Origin of the sequence: Cognatundibacterium griseum (genome assembly GCF_014284195.1) — a bacterium.
Taxonomy (GTDB): Bacteria; Pseudomonadota; Gammaproteobacteria; order Burkholderiales; family Burkholderiaceae_D; genus Undibacterium; species Undibacterium griseum.
In genome coordinates this window covers 312,517-330,437 of sequence record NZ_JACOGC010000002.1, presented here as the reverse complement: position 1 = coordinate 330,437, position 17,921 = coordinate 312,517, and the positions used below count along the sequence as shown (strand labels likewise).

Annotated in this window: 17 protein-coding genes; 1 reads left to right on the top strand and 16 read right to left on the bottom strand. The window is 47.7% G+C overall.

Annotation, left to right across the window (positions count from 1 at the left end; genetic code table 11):
- Window positions 1–19 precede the first annotated feature (19 nt).
- A complete protein-coding gene (locus H8K27_RS05980) occupies window positions 20–469 on the bottom strand; it encodes an acyl-CoA thioesterase (RefSeq protein ID WP_186862273.1) in 450 nt (149 codons plus the stop codon).
- Complete coding sequence (locus tag H8K27_RS05975) at window positions 466–1,242, bottom strand: SDR family oxidoreductase (RefSeq protein WP_186862272.1); 777 nt, start codon at window positions 1,240–1,242, stop codon at window positions 466–468. The genes H8K27_RS05980 and H8K27_RS05975 overlap by 4 nt, the downstream gene beginning before the upstream one ends.
- 352 nt (window positions 1,243–1,594) lie before the next feature.
- Here H8K27_RS05975 and H8K27_RS05970 point away from each other — a divergent pair, with 352 nt between their 5' ends.
- Window positions 1,595–3,223 carry an electron transfer flavoprotein-ubiquinone oxidoreductase gene (locus H8K27_RS05970; RefSeq protein WP_186862689.1) on the top strand — a complete coding sequence of 543 codons (1,629 nt, stop codon included), beginning with the start codon at window positions 1,595–1,597 and terminating at the stop codon, window positions 3,221–3,223.
- 51 nt (window positions 3,224–3,274) lie between these two features.
- Here the strand turns inward: H8K27_RS05970 and H8K27_RS05965 are convergent, their stop codons facing one another.
- From H8K27_RS05965 to H8K27_RS05900, 14 genes are all read right to left on the bottom strand, one after another.
- Complete coding sequence (locus H8K27_RS05965) at window positions 3,275–3,838, bottom strand: NUDIX domain-containing protein (protein WP_186862271.1); 564 nt, start codon at window positions 3,836–3,838, stop codon at window positions 3,275–3,277.
- Complete coding sequence (locus H8K27_RS05960; protein WP_186862688.1) at window positions 3,831–4,115, bottom strand: DUF2818 family protein; 285 nt, start codon at window positions 4,113–4,115, stop codon at window positions 3,831–3,833. The genes H8K27_RS05965 and H8K27_RS05960 overlap by 8 nt, the downstream gene beginning before the upstream one ends.
- 39 nt (window positions 4,116–4,154) lie before the next feature.
- Window positions 4,155–5,630, bottom strand: a complete 1,476-nt coding sequence (nuoN, locus tag H8K27_RS05955; protein WP_186862270.1) for an NADH-quinone oxidoreductase subunit NuoN — start codon at window positions 5,628–5,630, stop codon at window positions 4,155–4,157.
- Between the two features lie 78 nt (window positions 5,631–5,708).
- Window positions 5,709–7,202: an NADH-quinone oxidoreductase subunit M gene (locus H8K27_RS05950; protein ID WP_186862269.1), complete on the bottom strand. Its 1,494-nt coding sequence runs from the start codon at window positions 7,200–7,202 to the stop codon at window positions 5,709–5,711.
- A gap of 26 nt (window positions 7,203–7,228) precedes the next feature.
- A complete protein-coding gene (gene nuoL / locus H8K27_RS05945) occupies window positions 7,229–9,280 on the bottom strand; it encodes an NADH-quinone oxidoreductase subunit L (protein WP_186862268.1) in 2,052 nt (683 codons plus the stop codon).
- Window positions 9,281–9,359: 79 nt separating this feature from the next.
- Complete coding sequence (gene nuoK, locus H8K27_RS05940) at window positions 9,360–9,668, bottom strand: NADH-quinone oxidoreductase subunit NuoK (RefSeq protein ID WP_186862267.1); 309 nt, start codon at window positions 9,666–9,668, stop codon at window positions 9,360–9,362.
- Between the two features lies 1 nt (window position 9,669).
- Window positions 9,670–10,302 carry an NADH-quinone oxidoreductase subunit J gene (locus tag H8K27_RS05935; RefSeq protein WP_186862266.1) on the bottom strand — a complete coding sequence of 211 codons (633 nt, stop codon included), beginning with the start codon at window positions 10,300–10,302 and terminating at the stop codon, window positions 9,670–9,672.
- 16 nt (window positions 10,303–10,318) lie between these two features.
- Window positions 10,319–10,807 carry an NADH-quinone oxidoreductase subunit NuoI gene (nuoI, locus tag H8K27_RS05930; RefSeq protein WP_176802276.1) on the bottom strand — a complete coding sequence of 163 codons (489 nt, stop codon included), beginning with the start codon at window positions 10,805–10,807 and terminating at the stop codon, window positions 10,319–10,321.
- A gap of 12 nt (window positions 10,808–10,819) precedes the next feature.
- Window positions 10,820–11,890 (bottom strand): NADH-quinone oxidoreductase subunit NuoH, encoded by a 1,071-nt coding sequence (gene nuoH / locus H8K27_RS05925; protein ID WP_186862265.1) that lies wholly within the window; start codon window positions 11,888–11,890, stop codon window positions 10,820–10,822.
- The gene (gene nuoG, locus H8K27_RS05920; protein WP_186862264.1) at window positions 11,890–14,196 is read right to left on the bottom strand and encodes an NADH-quinone oxidoreductase subunit NuoG; all 2,307 of its coding nucleotides are present in this window, start codon (window positions 14,194–14,196) and stop codon (window positions 11,890–11,892) included. The genes nuoH and nuoG overlap by 1 nt, the downstream gene beginning before the upstream one ends.
- A 32-nt stretch (window positions 14,197–14,228) precedes the next feature.
- Window positions 14,229–15,524, bottom strand: coding sequence for an NADH-quinone oxidoreductase subunit NuoF (gene nuoF, locus H8K27_RS05915; RefSeq protein ID WP_186862263.1), 1,296 nt, complete (start codon window positions 15,522–15,524; stop codon window positions 14,229–14,231).
- A complete protein-coding gene (gene nuoE / locus H8K27_RS05910) occupies window positions 15,524–16,012 on the bottom strand; it encodes an NADH-quinone oxidoreductase subunit NuoE (RefSeq protein ID WP_176802280.1) in 489 nt (162 codons plus the stop codon). Before nuoE ends, nuoF begins: the two co-directional genes overlap by 1 nt.
- A 34-nt stretch (window positions 16,013–16,046) precedes the next feature.
- Window positions 16,047–17,300 carry an NADH-quinone oxidoreductase subunit D gene (locus tag H8K27_RS05905; protein ID WP_186862262.1) on the bottom strand — a complete coding sequence of 418 codons (1,254 nt, stop codon included), beginning with the start codon at window positions 17,298–17,300 and terminating at the stop codon, window positions 16,047–16,049.
- A complete protein-coding gene (locus H8K27_RS05900; RefSeq protein WP_186862261.1) occupies window positions 17,300–17,896 on the bottom strand; it encodes an NADH-quinone oxidoreductase subunit C in 597 nt (198 codons plus the stop codon). The genes H8K27_RS05905 and H8K27_RS05900 overlap by 1 nt, the downstream gene beginning before the upstream one ends.
- Window positions 17,897–17,921 lie beyond the last annotated feature (25 nt).

Sequence of the window (17,921 nt, the reverse complement as noted above, 5' to 3'; positions counted from 1 at the left end):
CCGTTGATGTGTCTGGACATTAGCGCCGACGCCGCGTCATCGTCTTGAGCTCATTAAACTTCAGCCGGATCGGCTCCGGTAATGGTGTTGACTTTCCAGTCTTTACATCGACCCACACTACCTTTGCCCCACCCTCTGCATACAAAGAATAGCCGTCACCGACTGAACGCATTTCCTGTATGGTTTCAAAGCTGCTGCGCCCCAATGCTGCGATATAAGTGCAGACTTCCACCTGATCCGGATAAGTCAGAGGTTTTTTAAAGGTGCAATGAGCATTAACGATGACTGCACTGTTTCCCTGCATGTCTGGCGCGCATCCCATCATGGTCAGCCACTCAATACGAGCCTGCTCCATGTAACGGAAATAAATGGTGTTATTGACGTGGCTCATCGCATCCATATCACCCCAGCGAACCGGGATCGTGACGGTGTAAACCAACTTTTTATCGGCGAACTTCTCCCCGATCATTGCACACTCATTCCATCATCTGCCGCCACAATAGCGCCATTAATAAATCGCGACTCTTCCGCTGCCAACAGTAACAGCAAACCATCCAGATCTTCTGGCGTACCGACCCGTTTGCGGGGCAACATATCAATCAGTTTCTGGCCCTGTTCAGTATCAAAATATTCCTGATTAATTTCAGTTGAAATATACCCGGGGCAAATTGCATTAACATTGATACCGTATTTCCCCCACTCAACCGCCATTGCTTTGGTCATATGAACGACCGCAGCTTTACTCATGCAGTAAATCCCGATCTGTGGAAGCACCCGCAAGCCGGCAACTGAAGCGATATTAATGATCCGGTGTTGTTTGCGGACATCACCCTTATGCCGTGCAATCATACGTTTCGCCGCTTCCTGGGCAACAAAAAATGCGCCGCGTTGATTCGTATCCATCACATAAGCATAGTCGTCAGGCGTAACATCCACTAACCTTTGCGTAGTCGAGACGCCTGAGTTATTGATCAGGATATCAATCGGTCCTGCCTCTGTTTCAGCATGTGCGATCGCAGATTTAATACTGGAATAATCAGTAACATCCAGAGCGACGACATGCGCAGCACCGCCCTCAGCTTCAATCTCTGCACGCAACTCCTTGAGTCTGTCGATTCTTCGCGAAGCCAGTACCACCTGCGCCCCGGCCTGAGCCAGCACTTTGGCAAACCGAGCGCCCAGACCGCTCGACGCACCGGTAATCAACGCCACCTTACCCTCAAAGTTAACTTCTATTCCCATCTGTATCTCCGTCAGAATTTAGCGATGTGCCCATGTGCTTTAATCATCTAATCCATTATCATGACATAGCGGCAGGATAATGTTGCATTGATTTTTAACCCGAACGAATATTCCAGTTGGAATTCAATCGCTTTGATCATGCAACAGATGCGTTTGACCGGACGGTCTGCCATAATCCAGCCTGAATCTGCCTGTTCAGCAATTGATATCTTCATCTAATTGGCTGCTTGCACATTGCCAGTTCCGCAGATAACATGCTGAAAATAATTTAGCACGTTCGTTCGAAAAATTTCAGAAAGCGATTACAGCCATGACACAAAACATTCTTGAACAGTACGGTCCCCGCGATGCGATGGAATACGATGTCGTTATCGTTGGCGGCGGTCCTGCTGGTCTGTCAGCCGCAATCAAATTAAAACAGATGGCAGCGGAAAAAGGCAACGAAGTCTCTGTCTGCGTTCTGGAAAAAGGCGGCGAGCTGGGCGCGCACATTCTTTCCGGAGCAGTTATGGATCCGCAGGCTATAACGGAATTGTTTCCGAACTGGAAGGAATTAGGTGCGCCGTTAAACACAGAAGTAAAAGAAGACCGTTTTCTTTTCTTAACAGAAACCAAAGCCTATAAAACACCAAACTGGATGTTGCCTGGTTGTTTTCAAAATCACGGTAATTACGTCATCTCGCTCGCCAATGTAGTTCGCTGGCTGGGTCAGCAGGCAGAATCACTGGGTGTCGAGATATTTCCGGGATTTGCTGCCGCAGAAATTCTCTATAACGACGATGGCTCGGTAAAAGGAGTCGCCACCGGTAATATGGGCGTGAATCGTGAAGGTGAACCTGGGCCAGCTTTCCAGCTCGGAATGGAATTACATGCCAAATATACCTTGTTTGCAGAAGGCGCCAGAGGCCATCTCGGCAAACAGCTAATCAGTCAGTTCGATCTGAACAAAGGTAAAGATCCACAGACCTACGGCATCGGGATTAAAGAGTTGTGGGAAATTGATCCGGCCAAGCACCAGCCTGGCCTGGTTATTCACTCTGCAGGATGGCCGCTTGACAGCAGCACTTATGGCGGCTCTTTTCTCTATCACCTGGAAAATAATCAGGTAGCTGTTGGCTATGTTGTCGGATTGGCCTACGAAAATCCATACTTATCTCCTTATGAAGAATTTCAGCGTTATAAAACGCATCCTGAAATCAGAAAATTCTTCGAAGGCGGCAAACGAATTGCTTATGGAGCACGTGCTATTACTGCTGGTGGCTTGCAATCCTTGCCTAAGCTCACTTTCCCGGGTGGAGCCTTAATTGGTTGTGATGCTGGCTTTCTGAATGCCAGCCGCATTAAAGGAAGCCACGCGGCTATCAAGACTGGCATGCTGGCAGCGGTTGCTGTATTTGATGCATTAGGTGACAACCGTCAGCATGATGAAGTGACTGCATACAGTACCGCTTTTGAAGCCTCGTGGTTACACGACGAACTGCACCGTGCCCGCAACTTTAAACCGTGGATGAGTAAAGGTCTGTATTTTGGCTCTCTGATGGTTGGAATTGATCAGATTGTTTTTGGTGGAAAAGCGCCATGGACGCTAAAACATACCCATGCTGACCATGAATGCCTGCGACCTGCCGCAGAATTTCAACCGATCGTCTACCCGAAACCTGATGGAAAATTGACGTTTGATAGGCTGTCTTCAGTATTTATTTCAAACACAAATCATGCTGAAGACCAGCCGATTCATCTGACTTTAAAAGACAGCAATACACCTGTGGCAATTAACCTGGCGAAATATGCCGGTCCCGAGTCACGTTATTGTCCAGCTGGAGTTTATGAGTTTATGAAAACCGACGATGGTCAGGATAAGTTGCAAATTAATGCGCAAAACTGCGTACATTGCAAGACCTGCGATATCAAAGACCCGACTCAAAACATCGTCTGGGTAACACCTGAAGGTGGTGGCGGACCAAACTATCCTAATATGTAAATGTAAAAAAGCCGCTGATATCAGCGGCTTTTTTTTAGTCTTGTAATTGTTTTACCAAGCTGAATTCAAAATTTTCTCCAGCCAGAATATTCCGATCACCGTTTTCACATCAGTGATTGTTCCATCCCGTACCCACTGCATCAATTCAGCAGAAGATGCACTAAAAGTTTCGAGAAATTCCTCATCATCCAGTGCCGCCGTTCCCTGAGTCAATTCTTCAGCAATATAAATTTCAAGATGTTCGTCTGAATACGCTATGGCATTATGAATTGTGCACAGATGCCGCCATTGAGCCGCACTATATCCTGTTTCTTCTTTGAGTTCCCGCTGTGCACAGATTAGGGGATCTTCACCGGGGTCAATTTTTCCGGCTGGAAACTCAATAAATACACGATTCAGAGGATAGCGGAATTGCCGCTCCATCAAAATGGTTCCATCGGATAACAAGGGGATAATAACGACAGCTCCTGGATGTCTGATGAACTCCCTTGATGCATTTTTGCCATCTGGCAAGGCAATAATATCTTTCTGGATATGCAGGAAATCACCCTCGTACACCAGTTCACCGTGGATTTTTGTTTCCCGTAAATGACGATCTGATAGAAGATCAGTCATGTCTTTTTCTCAGATAACGAAACACAAACCCCGGAAATGCCAGAACCAGAAACAGGCAAAACGTGACCGCATAAAATTCCCAGCCTTGCTGAAATCCATTTCCAGCATTTCTTTCCAACAGCATTCCAATGCCACCAACAACAAAATAAAGCGTCAACAACTCGAATGCCCTAAACCATAACGGCTTACGCAAAGAAAAACGCTGTACCGCAATGACTGCGAAACAGCGTTCGTTCATAAATGGCGTATTGGCAGCGAGCACTGCCAGTACTACCATCAGCCAGATTGAAGTTATGCTACTCAAAAAATTCAAGCCTCAGGATGCCAGCGTTTTAACAATTGCTTTTAAACATATGTTCATCAGGCCGCCTGGCATCAGACCCAACAGCAATACCGCTGCGCCATTCAGGCTTAATACAATGCGTACATCTGCACTTGGATTAATGACTGCATTATCCACAGCTTCATCAAAATACATCAGTTTTACAACGCGCAGATAATAGAAAGTACCGATCAGGGAGAACAAGACTGCAACAACAGCCAGCCAGATTTGTCCGGTTGCAACAACAGCTTGCAATACGGATAATTTTGCGTAAAAGCCCATCATCGGGGGAATACCTGCCAATGAGAACATGAGCAGCAGCATCACAAATGCAAACCAGGGGGAACGCTTATTCAGCCCTTTCAAGTCTTCCAGATTCTCAGCTTCAAACCCGGAACGCGCCATCAACATAATGACGCCAAACGTCCCCAGCGTCGTTAAAACATAGGTAATGCTGTAAAACATTGCAGAACTATATGCATCCGCTGCAAAACTCACATTGCCTTGAGCCACACCGGACAACATTCCCAGCAACATAAAACCCATCTGGGAAATTGTTGAATACGCCAGCATACGCTTCAGATTCGTCTGCGCAATAGCCGTCAGATTACCGATTGCCATCGAGAGGACGGCCAGCACAACCAGCATTTGCTGCCAGTCCACAGCCTGAGGAAATAAACCTTCAACCAATAAGCGGAAAGTAATCGCAAATGCCGCTAATTTTGGTGCGCCACCCAGTAACAGAGTGACTGCTGTTGGAGCACCCTGATACACGTCAGGAACCCACATATGGAATGGCACAACACCGAGTTTAAATGCCAGACCAGCCACCAAAAATACAATGCCAAACACCAGAATAGTTTTATTCGCGGCAGGAGAGGCCGCGACTTTGGCAACTTCTGCCAATTCCAATGACCCGGTTGCACCATACAACATAGAGATACCGTACAACATAAACCCGGATGCGAGGGCACCCAGGATAAAATACTTCATCGCAGCTTCTGTAGACACCGTATGGTCACGGCGCAATGCAACCAATGCATACAATGCTAAAGACATTAACTCCAGCCCGAGGTAAATAATCAGGAAATTATTTCCCGAAATCATAACCATCTGACCTAATAAAGAGAACAAGGCAAGAACGTAAAATTCCCCGCCCAGCTTACCATTGCTCATGCCACGATCAGCAACATATTGCCGGGAATAAACCAGTGTCATACCTACCGCAAGATAAGAAAATAACTTGAGAACCATCGACATCGGATCAGATACGAACATATTATGACTGACATATGTGGAAGTCCCCTCACTAGCCGTCATAACGGTCAATACCCCAGAAATACCTAATGTAATGATAGTCAGCACATAGGTCAGATTGCGTTTACTGTCTGCAATAAACATGTCAATCAGCAAGATGACACAGGTTGCCAGCAGCAAAAATATTTCAGGATAAAGTGGTGTGAAGTTCATATTATTCAGTTTACTAGCATTGATCTGCTGTTGCGCTATTCGATAAAAATGAGCAACGGTCTGCTTTCATTTGTTAAATCAGAGCGGTAACTTTGATGTTGCCACGTGTTTCAGAAGGTCTGTTACTGAGACTTGCATTGCGTCAGTAAACGGTGCCGGATACAAACCCATCGCAATAACTGCAATTGCTAAAACACCTAACATAAAGAACTCACGTTTGTTGATATCACTCAAATTCGCAACATGATCATTTGAAATTTGCCCGAACACAACCCGCTTAACCATCCATAAAGAATATGCCGCGCCAAAAATCAAAGCTGTTGCAGCAAGCATTCCTATCCAGAAATTGAATTTAACAGCGCCCAGAATCACCATAAATTCACCGACAAAACCTGATGTCGCAGGAAGCCCGCAGTTCGCCATCGAAAACAAAACGAATAAGGCTGCAAATTTAGGCATCTTGTTCACAACACCACCATAATCAGCAATCTGACGGGAATGAACTCGGTCATACAAAACGCCGATGCACAAGAACATGGCGCCGGAGATAAAACCGTGAGAAATCATCTGTACGATCGCACCCTGCACTGACATATCGTTAAACATGAAGAAACCGAGCGTCACGAACCCCATGTGTGCAATGGAAGAGTAAGCAACCAGTTTTTTCATATCTGCCTGAACCAATGCAACAAGTCCAATATAGATAACGGCAATCAACGACAAGGTAATCATAAAGCCGGCCATGTAATGGCTTGCATCAGGTGCAATCGGCAATGAGAAACGCAGAAAACCATAAGCGCCGAGCTTCAGCATAATGGCTGCCAGCACCACCGAGCCACCAGTTGGCGCCTCAACGTGCGCATCTGGTAACCATGTATGCACAGGCCACATTGGCACCTTCACAGCAAAAGCCATCAGGAACGCACAGAAAATCATAATCTGTGTTGAGAGTGGCAGCGGGAGTTTGTGCCAGGTCAGAATATCGAAAGAATGCCCCGACTTCAGATACAAATAAATAATAGCCACCAGGGTCAGTAATGATCCGAGCAAGGTGTAGAGGAAAAATTTAAACGCAGCATAGACGCGATTTGGACCACCCCAGATACCTACAATAATATACATAGGTATCAATGTTGCTTCAAAGAAAACGTAAAACAACATGCCATCCGTTGCACAGAACACCCCGATCATGAGCCCGGAAAGAATCAGAAATGCTCCCATATATTGGGCAACTTGTTTTTCAATGACTTCCCATGCGGCGATCACAACGATAACAGTGATGAATGCGGTCAGAGGAACCAGCCATAGAGAAATACCGTCAATACCGAGTGCATAAAAAATATTAAATTTTTCGATCCACCCATGCTTCTCAACAAACTGCATACCATGTGCAGCATTATCGAAGTTCAAAATTAAAGGGATAGTTACCAGAAAACTGGCGAAGGAGCCAATTAATGAAACTCCGCGCACCAAGCCAGGATTACTGTCTCGACCAAAAGCTAATACAAAGATACCGAACGCGATCGGGCACCAAATCGCCAGGCTGAGTAAAGAGGAGGTTGACTGCATCATGATTATATTTTTATGGCCGAGGTCACTTATTTAGCAAAAGGGAAAGGCATGAAATACACAAGAAATGCCAGCACACCCAAAATCATTACAAAAGCATAGTGATAGATATAACCACTCTGGAACAAACGAATTGCACGGGAGAACCAGGCTACAAGCTTAGCGCTTCCATTCACAATCAATCCATCAATCAGACCCTTATCACCAACATTCCATAAACCACCGCCGAGTACACGTGCACCACCGGCAAAGACGATTTCATTGAAACGGTCCATATAATACTTATTGTCGAGCAGGTTATAGATGATGCCGGCATTTTTCTTGATCCCTGCCGGAATAGCTGGTTTCACCATATAGAACACGTAAGAAACCACCACACCCGCCAATGCCAGCCAGAATGGCAGCGAAGTCAGCGCATGGATTGCCATTGGCACAGCACCGTGGAATTCCTCTTTGAGTGCCTCCATTGAATGATGCGCTTCGTCAACGAAGATCACCCCCTTAAAGAAGTCACCAAACAACATTGGTTCGATCGCAAAGAAACCAATAATCACTGAAGGAATCGCCAGCAAGATCAGTGGCAGGGTCACGACTAATGGAGACTCGTGTGGCTTTTGTCCCGGTGCCAGACCATGGTGGCCATGGTCATCTTCTTCGTCGTCATGGTGATCGTGATAATCGTGGTGCGCATGCGCTTTACCGAAACGTTCTTGTCCGTGAAATACCAGAAAGTACATACGGAAGGAGTAGAAAGCCGTTACGAACACACCGGCCAGCACGGCAAATTTGGCAAAACCAGAACCCGCCAGATGACTTTCCATCACCGCCTCAATGATGCTGTCTTTTGAATAGAAGCCAGAAAAGAAAGGTGTGCCAATCAATGCCAGCGAACCAAGCAACGACGTGATCCAGGTAATCGGCATGTATTTACGCAAACCACCCATGTTGCGAATATCCTGATCATGGTGCATGCCGATGATGACGGAACCGGCCGCCAGGAATAACAGCGCTTTGAAGAATGCATGTGTCATCAGGTGGAACACGGCAACGGAGTAGGCAGAAGCACCAAGAGCGACAGTCATGTAACCGAGCTGAGACAGTGTCGAATACGCGACCACGCGCTTGATGTCGTTCTGGATGATACCGAGGAAGCCCATGAACAGCGCGGTAATCGCACCGATCACCATAATGAAGGACAAGGCGGTATCGGACAATTCAAACAGCGGCGACATACGGGATACCATGAAGATACCGGCGGTCACCATGGTCGCCGCGTGAATCAGCGCAGAGATCGGGGTTGGACCTTCCATCGAATCAGGCAGCCACACATGCAGCGGAAATTGTGCAGATTTACCCATCGCGCCGATGAACAGACAGATACAAGCCACCGTAATCAGCATCCAGTCGGTACCTGGGAACATCAGCTTTGCCAGTTCTTCTTTTTTTGCGAAGACTTCCATGTAGTTCATGGAACCGGCATACGCTAACAACAGACCGATGCCCAGAATAAAGCCGAAGTCACCAACACGATTGACCAGGAAAGCTTTCATGTTGGCATAGATGGCAGTCGGTCTGGTGTACCAAAAACCGATCAGCAGATAAGAGACCAGGCCTACTGCTTCCCAACCGAAGAACAGTTGCAGGAAATTGTTGCTCATGACGAGCATCAACATGGAGAAGGTGAACAAGGAAATGTAGGAGAAGAAGCGGTTGTAACCTTCATCTTCTTCCATGTAGCCGATCGTGTAGATATGCACCATCAGCGAAACAAAAGTCACGACGCACATCATCATGGCGGTCAGATTATCGACCAGAAAACCAACTTCCAGTTTTAAACCAGCTACCTGCATCCATTGATACAAGGTAGCGTTATATACCGGTGCGCCATCTTTAAGCGCCATCAAGGTCATGAAAGAAATCACAAAAGCAATCAACACGCCAAGTATTGTTGCAGTATGTGAGACTTTTCGCCCCACGACGTTACCGAAAAATTTGGTGCCTAACAGGCCCGCAATGGCAGATCCTGCCAGGGGAGCCAGAGGTACAGCCAATAATAGTTGTGGGTTAAGTTGCCCCGCCATGATGACCCTTTTTAGCTTATTACTTTTTTTACATCACCAGCAATATACAGACTGACAATATGTCGCCAGCCTGCCGATTTTATCCTTTGAGTGCGTCCAGATCCTCGACATTGATCGTATCGAGATTACGGAACAACACAACAAGAATCGCCAGACCAATCGCTGACTCAGCAGCAGCAACAGTCAGAATAAAAAATACAAAAATCTGCCCTGCTGCATCGCCCAGATAATGGGAAAATGCGATGAAATTCATATTCACAGCTAATAGCATTAATTCGATTGCCATCAGCAGCACAATGATATTTTTGCGGTTCAGGAAAATACCTACGATAGAAATCGCGAATAAAATCGCCCCTAAAATCAAGTAATGTGTCAATGTCAACGCCATATCAGCTCTCCTGCTTGTCTGCTGTTGCGATTGAGTTACGCGCGGACTCAGCCTTCATGTTCACGATACGGATACGATCCGTGCTTTTCACTTTCACCGCCTGGGCGGGATCAACATATTTACTGTCCTTACGTTTCCGTAATGTCAGCGCTACTGCAGCAACAATTGCGAGCAGCAAAATCGCAGCAGCAACTTCAAATGCCAGTTGATAGTGAGTAAAAATCACGATACCAAGATTTTTAGTGTTACCGATTGTCTCGGCCGACGCAGGGATGTGATTTTCCGGACGTAAAAAACCTTTCCACAATACAGCAGACATCTCAAGAACAATCACCACGCCTACAGTCGCGGCCAACGGGAAGTGACTCCAGAAACCTGCGCGGAGTTTATCCAGATTGATATCGAGCATCATCACAACAAACAGGAACAGCACCATCACTGCGCCAACGTAGACCAGCACCAGTACGATTGCCAGGAATTCAGCTTTCAACAACAGCCAGATTCCCGCTGCGGTAAAGAAAGACAAAACCAGAAATAAAGCAGCATGTACGGGATTGCGCGCTGTAATCACCTGAGTCGCAGCAAGCACGAGAATTGCTGAGAAAACATAAAATAATGCGGTGGTAAATTCCATATCGAAATCGTTCCAATTAGCGGTAAGCGGCATCAGCAGCGCGTGCTGCTGCTATTTGAGGCTCGTAGCGATCGCCAACGGCCAGTAACATTTCTTTCGTAAAGTACAAGTCGCCTCGTTTCTCACCATGATACTCAAGCACATGCGTTTCAACGATCGAATCGACCGGGCATGACTCTTCGCAAAAACCGCAGAAAATACACTTAGTCAAATCAATGTCATAACGCGTAGTGCGGCGTGTGCCATCCGAACGCTGATCAGACTCAATCGTAATTGCCATTGCCGGGCAAACTGCTTCGCATAATTTGCAAGCAATGCAACGCTCTTCGCCATTTGGATAGCGGCGCAATGCATGCAAACCCCGGAAACGCGGAGACTGTGGCGTCTTCTCTTCAGGGAACTGGACAGTAATTTTGCGTGCGAACATATAGCGACCAGTCAGTGCCAGTCCCTTCAGCAGTTCACGCAGCATCAAGCTGCCAAAAAAATCCTTAATCGCTTCCATTTTTTCAGCCTTTTACTTCCAGATATTCCACGAGGTTTGCATCCATGCAGCCACGATCACCAAATACACCAAAGTCAGAGGGATAAACACTTTCCAGCCCAGACGCATGATCTGGTCATAACGGTAGCGTGGGAAAGATGCACGTGCCCAGATGAACAGCGATACCACGAAAAAGGTTTTCACACCCAGCCAGATCCAGCCAGGAATCCAGTTGAAAATAATAGAGTTCACCGGAGCAGACCATCCTCCGAGGAACATCAGCGATGCCATCGCGGAGATCAGGATCATGTTCGCGTATTCGGCGAGGAAGAACATCGCAAACGACATACCCGAATATTCCACCATGTGACCGGCAACAATTTCAGACTCGCCCTCAACCACGTCAAACGGGTGGCGGTTAGTTTCAGCAATACCGGAAATCACATACACAACGAACATCGGCAACAAAGGCAGCCAATTCCAGGACAGGAAATTCAATCCCATGCTTGCAAAATAACCTTTAGTCTGCGCATTGACGATATCGGTCAAATTCAGGCTGCCGGATACCATCAGCACGATCACCAGCACGAAGCCCATCGCGATTTCATACGAAATCATTTGCGCCGAAGCACGCATCGCACCGAGAAATGCGTATTTAGAATTGGATGCCCAGCCCGCAATAATGATGCCGTATACTTCCATTGAAGTGATCGCCATGATCAACAACAGTCCGGCATTAACGTTAGCCAAGACAGTTTCCGGACCGAACGGAACAACCGACCAGGCTGCCAATGCCGGCATGATCGTCATAATCGGTGCCAGGATAAACAAGACTTTATTTGCTTTAGCTGGTACGACGATCTCTTTCAACAGCAACTTCAAGGCATCAGCAATTGGTTGCAGCAATCCGGCAGGGCCAACGCGATTCGGGCCGAGGCGGATATGCATCCAGCCAATCATCTTACGTTCCCACAAAGTCAAATAGGCAACGCACCCCATCACAGGCAAAGTAATGCAGACAATCTTGATCAGCGTCCATACCAATGGCCAGAAATAACCGAGATATTGCTGACCTAAAGTGTTAATCGTGAGCAGCAAATTCATTACGCACGCTCCACAGTAATCGCACCGAACATACCGTCGAGATTGCTGGTCAATAGATGACCTGCAGCAACACGAACGACATTTTCTGGCAAAGTTTGATCAATCCCGACATGCAGTAAAACCGAGCCACCCTTGCTGACTTTCACCATATCACCAGCAACGACACCAATTTTCTGTGCATATTGCGTACTGATCCATGCCTGCGGAGTACGGGCATCAGCAGTTTTTTGCAGAGATTCGGCACGGCGCACGATTGCATCGGTTGCATAGATTGAGACATCAGCAACGCGCTCTAAACTGTTTGTCGTGTTTGTAACCAAAGCGGGTTGCAAATTACTGCGGTTATTCAACACGGCACTGATATCGAGTTTGCCCAGCACCTCGTCACGCACGGCCTCAGAGGTCTCGAAGTCAAAATTTTCCAGCCCCAGCAAATTGCCAAGCACGCGCAACACTTTCCATGCTGGACGAGTATCTCCCAAAGGCTTGACCACGCCATAGAAGCTTTGCGCCCGACCTTCGCAATTAACAAAAGTACCGGAAGTTTCAGTGAATGGTGAAACCGGCAGCAATACATCAGCGTATTCCGTGCCATGCTTGAACGGCGACATCACAACGACCATATCTGCTTGTGCCAAGGCTGCTTGTGCCTGCACAGGGTAAGCGGATTCAAGCGCAGGCTCCGCATGTAAAACGATGTAAGCTTTTTTCGCCTCGGAAAACATCGGTTTTGCATCTGTGGATGGAAACGCATTCGCAAGATAACCACCAACCGAATTCGCGGCCTCAGTCAGATAACCGAATTTCGCTTCTACTGCATTCGCAATCCATTCGGCAACTGCATGCAGCTTCGATGCCTCAGGGTGATATGAGGCAGTGTTACCAAGGAATACGCCTGCCTTGCCTGCGACCAGGCTCTCAGCAATCGCTGTCGCTGCAGCGCTTGCCTGAACGGCTTCCATGCCAGCAGGCACAGCGAGTTCTTTTTTAGCTGCAACTGCGACTGCCACTTCTGCGAGGAAACTCAGCCATTGAGCAGGAGCAAGAACAGATTTATTCGCCAGACGAATCAGCAGATCATCATCCGTTGCATTCAAAACGCTCAGTTTAGTACCCAACTTGACCGACTGACGCAGACGCGCAGCCAGTAAAGGATGGTCTTTACGGAGGAAAGACCCGACGATGAACACATTTTTCAATTGAGCGAATTCTGCAATCGATGTGCCCAGCCATGGTTTAACCTGGCCATCAAGCGCAAAATCGGACTGGCGCAAGCGGAAATCAACACAGTCAGAACCAAGGCCACGCACGACACGTTGCAGCAATGTGAGCTCTTCCAGAGTGGCGCTTGGCGCAGCCACACCTGCCACTGCATTTGCACCGTGCTCATGGCGAATATTACGCAAACCATGCGCTACGTATTCGAGCGCAGTCTGCCAATCAGTTTCCTGCCACTGGCCGCCCTGTTTGATCATCGGCTTGGTCAGACGCTGCTCGCTGTTCAGCCCTTCGTAAGAAAAACGATCTTTATCCGACAGCCAGCATTCGTTGACCTCTTCATTTTCCAACGGAACCACGCGCATGACTTTATTGTTCTTGACCTGAACGATCAGGTTGGAACCCAGGCCATCGTGTGCGCTGACCGATTTACGGCGCGACAATTCCCAGGTACGTGCGGAGTAGCGGAATGGCCTGGAAGTCAACGCACCGACCGGACACAGATCAATCATATTGCCGGACAATTCGGAATCGACGGTTTTGCCGACGAAAGAAGTAATTTCAGAGTGCTCACCACGGTTGAGCATGCCAAGTTCCATCACACCAGCGATTTCCTGGCCGAAGCGAACGCAGCGTGTGCAATGGATGCAACGGCTCATCTCCTCCATCGAGACCAGCGGGCCGACATCTTTATGGAATACGACTCGCTTTTCTTCCTGATAGCGGGATGCAGTGCCACCGTAGCCGACCGCCAGATCCTGCAACTGGCATTCGCCACCCTGATCGCAAATCGGGCAATCCAGCGGGTGGTTAATCAGCAAAAATTCCATCACGGCTTTTTGCGCCTTGACAGCCTTGTCGCTAGAGGAACGGACAATCATGCCCGGCGTCACCGGAGTGGCGCAGGCAGGTAATGGTTTCGGTGCTTTCTCAACCTCAACCAGGCACATGCGGCAGTTAGCCGCAATAGATAATTTTTTGTGGTAGCAAAAATGAGGGATGTAAGTGCCAAGCTTATTGGCAGCGTCCATCACCATACTGCCTTCCTGGACTTCGACTTTTTTGCCGTCTATTTCGATTTCAACCATGGTCTACTCTGAGTGTGCTAACCGAAGCTGGCTTACATGTAAGTGGGCACCAAGCAATGCTTATGCTCGATGTGATATTCAAATTCTTCGCGGAAGTTCTTGACGAATGCACGCACTGGCATTGCTGCCGCATCACCCAAAGCGCAAATTGTTTTGCCCTGAATGTTATCAGCGATGGCATTCAGCATATCGAGATCTTCTGGACGTCCTTGTCCGTGCTCAATACGGTGCACCATGCGATACAACCAGCCAGTTCCTTCACGGCAAGGTGTGCATTGTCCACAAGACTCTTCAAAATAAAAATATGATAAGCGCTCAAGGGATTTCACCATACAGCGCGTTTCATCCATCACAATCACAGCTCCGGAACCCAGCATGGAACCTGCTTTAGCAATGGAATCGTAATCAAGATCAGTATTCATCATGACGTCGCCGACAATCACCGGCGCGGAAGATCCACCTGGAATCACTGCCTTGATTTTTTTACCGCCACGCATACCGCCCGCCAGTTCCAGCAAGGTGGCAAATGGTGTCCCGAGAGGTATTTCGTAATTTCCAGGACGTTCCACGTCGCCGGAAATTGAGAAAATTTTTGTGCCGCCATTGTTCGGCTTACCAAGTGCAGCATAATTCTCACCACCCATCGCCAGGATAAATGGAACTGCTGCAAAAGTTTCAGTATTATTGATTGTGGTTGGCTTGCCGTATAAACCAAAACTGGCAGGGAATGGAGGCTTGAAACGTGGCTGGCCTTTTTTCCCTTCCAGGGATTCTAACAGTGCAGTTTCCTCACCGCAGATGTAGGCACCATAGCCATGAAATGCGTGCAACTGAAAATTGAACTCGGAGCCGGCAATATTATTACCTAACATCCCTGCAGCACGCGCTTCCTCAATCGCTTCTTCAAAACGATCATACTCAGCGAAAATCTCACCGTGGATATAGTTATAACCGACACTGATACCCATGGCATATGCACCAATCGCCATCCCCTCGATCAGGGCATGCGGATTGTAGCGAATAATATCCCGGTCTTTAAATGTGCCCGGCTCGCCTTCATCTGTATTACAGACCAGATATTTCTGCCCCGGAAACTGGCGAGGCATGAAACTCCATTTCAATCCAGTCGGAAAACCCGCACCACCACGTCCACGCAATGAAGATGCTTTTAGCTCGGCAATCACTTGCTCAGGCGGGATTTTTTCGGACAGAATGCGCTTTAAAGATTCGTACCCACCACGGGCCACGTAATCTTGCAGATGCCAGTTTTTACCATCCAAGCCTGCCAGAATTAAAGGCTTAATATGGCGATTATGCAGACTCGTCATTATTTACCTGCCTCTTTCAACTCATTGACAAGACTGTCAATTTTCTCATTCGACATGAAGCTGCACATACGCTTATTATTCACCAGCATCACGGGAGCATCACCGCAAGCGCCCATGCACTCGCCCTCAACCAGGGTGAAATGCCCATCAGCTGTAGTTTCTTTGTAATCAATACCTAATTTTTGTTTCAGATGATGTGCTGCACGCTCACCACCGGACAAGGCGCAAGGAAGATTCGTGCAAACTGAAATTTTGAATTTTCCAACCGGCTTTGTGCTGTACATATTGTAGAAGGTCGCGACCTCCTGAACTGCAACGGCAGGCATTCCGATATAGTCTGCCAGAGTCTGCATGACCTCCGGGGAAACCCAGCCAGTCTCATCCTGAGCAATAGCCAAAGCAGCCATGACAGCAGATTGCCGCTGGTCTGCCGGAAACTTTGCCAGTTCACGATCAATTTTTTTAAATGCCTGCTCTGATAACACCATAGCCAATGCCTCGAATCGACGCGAAATCACGTCTTTATCTATCAATTTCACCAAATACAATATCCTGAGTACCGATGATGGTGACAGCATCGGCAATCATATGACCTTTTGCCATCTCATCCAGACCTTGCAGATGCGCGTACCCAGGTGCACGGATTTTTAAACGGTAAGGCTTATTCGCACCATCCGACATCAGATAAATACCAAACTCACCTTTAGGGTGCTCAACAGCAGCGTACGCCTCACCCGCCGGAACATGGAAGCCTTCCGAGAACAGCTTGAAGTGGTGAATCAGCTCTTCCATATTGGACTTCATGTTGACACGATGAGGCGGCGAAACCTTATGGTTACCGCTGATCACCGGCCCCTGATTATTTCTCAGCCATTCGACGCATTGCTGGATAATCCGGTTCGATTGACGCATCTCTTCAACCCGCACCAGATAACGGTCATAACTGTCGCCATTGACGCCAACCGGGATATCAAAATCGAGCAAGTCATAAACTTCGTAAGGCTGCTTTTTACGCAAGTCCCATTCAACCCCCGATCCACGCAACATAGGGCCAGTAAAACCCATTGCCTTGGCACGCTCAGGAGAAACAACACCGATACCAACCAGACGCTGCTTCCAGATACGATTGTCGGTCAGCAGGGTTTCGTATTCATCTACGTAACCCGGGAAACGGTTTGTGAAGTCTTCAATGAAATCGAGTAAAGAACCCTGGCGATTCTCATTCATCTGCCGCATTGCCTTTTCATTCTTCAAGGCAGACGTTGTGAACTGTGGCATTTGCTCAGGCAAATCACGATAAACACCACCAGGGCGATAATATGCAGCATGCAGACGGGCACCTGAAACTGCCTCGTAGCAATCCATCAGATCTTCGCGCTCGCGGAAAGCATACAAAAACACAGCCATCGCACCAACGTCAAGCGCATGCGCACCGATCCAAAGCAAGTGATTCAGCAACCGCGTAATCTCATCAAACATCACACGGATATACTGAGCACGCAATGGAACTTCTAACCCCAGCATCTTTTCAATAGCCATGACATAAGCATGCTCATTAGCCATCATTGATACATAATCCAGACGATCCATGTAAGGCACGGACTGCAGGAAAGTTTTCTGTTCAGCCAGTTTCTCAGTCGCACGATGAAGCAGACCAATGTGCGGATCGGCACGCTGAATAACTTCACCATCAAGCTCCAGAACCAGGCGCAAAACGCCGTGAGCAGCAGGATGTTGAGGCCCAAAGTTGAGCGTATAGTTCTTTATCTCAGCCATTATTTCATCCCGTAATTTTCTTCACGGATAACACGTGGTGTATTTTCGCGCGGCTCAACCGTGACCGGCTGATACACAACACGCTTCTGATCAGCGTCATATCGCATCTCAACATAACCAGAAACAGGGAAATCCTTACGGAAAGGGTGTCCAATGAAGCCATAATCCGTCAGAATCCGACGCAAATCGCTATGACCATCAAACAAAATACCGAAGAGATCAAATGCCTCACGCTCATACCAGTTTGCCGCATTCCAGACATCACAAACAGACGGAACCAACGGCATGTCATCATCAGCAGCAAAAACCCTGACACGCAAACGCCAGTTATGCTCAATCGATAACAAATGGGATACAACCGCAAAGCGGGCACCCTCCCAAGAACCATCACCATATGAGGAATAATCAACACCACAAAGGTCAATCAGCTCTTCGAAACGGGTATCCGAATGATCGCGCAGGTCACGCATAACCGACAAATAGTCAGTATGAGCAACAACAATAGTCAGCTCACCCAATGCATTCTTCGACTCAAGAATACGATCACCCAAGACTGACGCCACCGCTGCCTCAAGCTTCTCTAATTTGGTTGTCATAATAAAAGGCTACCCTAACAATCTG